At 35.1% G+C, this 3,203-nt stretch carries 3 protein-coding genes; 1 reads left to right on the top strand and 2 read right to left on the bottom strand.

The annotated features are described in order from the left end of the window. The coding region (locus tag ABZA26_RS11080) for a hypothetical protein (RefSeq protein WP_372714590.1) at window positions 1–289 on the bottom strand (289 nt) is incomplete at its 3' end. A 146-nt stretch (window positions 290–435) separates the two neighbouring features. Next, window positions 436–1,872 carry an alanine/glycine:cation symporter family protein gene (locus ABZA26_RS11075; RefSeq protein WP_372714589.1) on the bottom strand — a complete coding sequence of 479 codons (1,437 nt, stop codon included), beginning with the start codon at window positions 1,870–1,872 and terminating at the stop codon, window positions 436–438. Between the two features lie 321 nt (window positions 1,873–2,193). Here ABZA26_RS11075 and ABZA26_RS11070 point away from each other — a divergent pair, with 321 nt between their 5' ends. Further along, window positions 2,194–2,982: an MBL fold metallo-hydrolase gene (locus tag ABZA26_RS11070; protein WP_372714588.1), complete on the top strand. Its 789-nt coding sequence runs from the start codon at window positions 2,194–2,196 to the stop codon at window positions 2,980–2,982. The last annotated feature ends 221 nt before the right edge of the window (window positions 2,983–3,203 follow it).

Below are 3,203 nucleotides of genomic sequence, written 5' to 3'. Positions count from 1 at the left end.
TTCCCCAAACTATCATCTGCCGCCCTGCGCTGAAGGTGAGAGAATCTCCGTAGAGCTCTACATAAGCCCTATAGAGGTCCAATGGGTCCTCTGAGTCATCCTGTGCCCTCAGTGAGATCTGAGAATACCAGTTTTCTTCCTCATGTTCTGCTCCTAGTATTAGTTCTAGAGAACCACTGCTGTTATTATAGGATTTAAACCTCTGAGTTCCCTCTATTTCCCCAAAATAATCCAGTGGGAAAACTTCAGAAACAACAACTAAAAATAGAAATATATATATTTTCTTCATCTGTTTTCGCCACCTTTTCAAAAGATAAAAATTTCAGCTCTTTTTTACTCTATTCTGTCTTATGAGTAAATTCCTTTGATCTTCAGAATATTATAGTTTAAACTAAAAAAGGCCGGTCACTGAGACCGGCCTTAATAAAATTTATTTTATACTAATTCTAATTCTTCTTTAACCTGAACTTTAGATTTTTTACCTTTCCAGCACTGGACACCCTTTACTATTCCAAGAGAGCCAGGATTGAATACAGGATTTTTTCCCTGTTTTTTTTGTCTTGTATAATCATCAAGGGCTATCTTGGCAATAGGAGCAAGTTTCATTATAGCGTAGATATTCAGAAGAGCCATAAGCCCCATGAAAAGATCTGCCATATCCCATACTATAGCCAGCTTTGCGATAGAACCAAAACCAACCATGAACAGTACAGCGGCTCTGTAAATGAACAGCCACTTACTGTCACTGTTTATAAATTCAATATTAGATTCTCCGTAATAATAATTTCCTATGATAGAACTGAAAGCAAACAGGAATATACACACTGCAACAAACAGACTTCCCCATGCTCCTACCTGTGAAGTAAGTGCAACCTGTGTAAGCTGTATTCCACCTAAATCACCTTGAGTATAAACTCCGGAAATTAGTATCATAAATGCAGTGGCAGAACAGATTATTATGGTATCTGTAAACACACCCAAAGCCTGGATAAGACCCTGTTTAACCGGGTGAGATACTTCAGCAGTTGCTGCTGCATTTGGTGCTGATCCCATTCCGGCCTCATTTGAGAAGAGTCCTCTTTTTATTCCCATCATTACAGCTGCTCCCATGGCTCCTCCGGCAGCTTGCTTCAATCCGAAAGCACTTTCAACTATAAGCTTGAAGATCGAAGGTATCATTGTAAAATTCTTTACTATTACAAACATAGCAATAGCTACATAAGCCACAGCCATCACAGGAACGATGGCCTCTGTAAATCTTGCTATTCTCTTGACTCCACCAAATATAATAACCCCTGTAAGAACTGTTATCACTATCCCTGTAGTCATTCTGGCAGTTCCAAAGGCTTCCTGGAATGCAAGAGAAATTGTGTTTGACTGAACAGAATTGAACACAAGTCCGAAACAAATTGTTATAAGTATAGAGAAAGCTATTCCCAGGTTTCTGTTTCCAAGGGCCTTTTCCATATAATATGCAGGTCCACCTCTAAATCCGTCTGGAGCCTCTTCCTTATATATCTGTGCAAGTGTACTCTCTACAAATGCAGATGCAGCTCCTATAAGTGCGATTACCCACATCCAGAAAACTGCTCCAGGACCTCCTGCTACCACTGCTATAGCTACTCCGGCAAGGTTTCCTGTCCCTACCCTAGAAGCTGTACTCATACAGAAAGCCTGGAAAGAAGATATTCCCCCTTCAGTTTCGCTAGAAGTTCCTTCAGCCAGAAGTCTCACCATCTCTTTTATAAATTTAAACTGAACAAACCTGTTTACTATAGTGAAGTAAAGTCCAGCCCCTATAAGTAATACGATAAGCACATAAGACCAAAGTATCGTGTTTCCAGTGTTAATAATCCAAGTTAAAATTCCCAATGTAAATCCTCCCACTTTTAATTTTTTATTATGTTTTAATTAAAATTTTTATAATTTTTATAATTTATAATTAATTCTTTTTTAATATAACTTGTATATTATACCTCTCCTTTTTTAAGATGTCAAGACAGTAGATTTTTATTTGTGGACACATTTGTATAATTAGTACACATGAATCTTATTTTATATAGTTTTTTTTATTTTTTAATTTATTATTAATTTTAAGCTGAAAAACATTAAGAAATCTTGATTTATAGAGAAAACTTCTGTAGACTTAAGCAGTTACATTGAAAAATAAAAATAATTCGAAAGAAGGTAAGAATGAAAATAAAAGTATTAGTCGAGAATAACTCGGGAGATCTATGTATGGGAGAAAAAGGAATTTCACTATATATAGAGGCTGATGATAAAAAAATATTGCTAGACACAGGAGAAACATCACTTTTTTTAGAAAATGCCTCTAAAATGGGGGTATCTATTAATGATTTAGACTGTATAGTTCTCAGTCACGGGCATTTCGACCACGGAGACGGTCTGAGGTTTATAAGAGGAAAAAAACTTATCTGCCATCCGGATTCATTTATAAAGAGGTTTCGAAAAAGAGACGATTCCTATCTAGGACTTCACATCTCTCTGGAAAAAGCTAAATTAAAATTTGATCTGACACTGTCTAAAGAACCTTATAAATTATCTGAAAATATATTTTTCTTAGGAGAGATCCCCAGAGAAAATGATTTTGAAAGTAAAACTACTCCTTTTAAACTTGAAAACGGAGAGGATGACTTTGTTCTAGATGATTCAGCAGTTGTCATCACCACTGAAAAAGGACTTGTGGTAATACCCGGGTGCTCCCATTCAGGTGTATGCAATATAATCAAATATACAAAAGAAGTAACAGGTGTAGAAAAGGTTTATGCTGTTATAGGGGGGCTCCACCTATTAAGATTAGACGATGCTACCTATAAATCCATTGATTTTTTAAAAAAAGAGAACATAGATATATTTTATCCTATACACTGCACAAATAAAGTTGTAGTAGAAGAAATTTCAAAGTTATTAAATAATACAGAAGTAAAAACAACTTTTTCTGGAGACACAATAATTCTCTAAAAAATAAAAAACTCAAATAAAAAAATCCCATTGAATAAAGATTCAAGGGATTTTTTTATAAAATTTAACTTTCTAGCATTATCATAAATAAATATAAATTACTGAATTTACCCAGTGTTACTTTTCTCTTGACAGAAAAGTAACCAAAAGGTCAAGAGTTTTCAAATGTCTAGGAAGTAGATGTTTCTTTTAACGCCTTTGTAAGCTACAGTCCTCGGTTC

It is taken from the genome of Ilyobacter sp. (assembly GCF_041583315.1).
Lineage (GTDB): Bacteria > Fusobacteriota > Fusobacteriia > Fusobacteriales > Fusobacteriaceae > Ilyobacter.
Note: the sequence above shows the minus strand (reverse complement) of the source record. Positions and strands in the feature narration are given on the sequence as shown.

Bases quoted from the DNA above. Each gene is read 5' to 3' on its own strand.
- ABZA26_RS11070 (WP_372714588.1), top strand. From the start codon at position 2,194: ATGAAAATAAAAGTATTAGTCGAGAATAACTCGGGAGATCTATGTATG.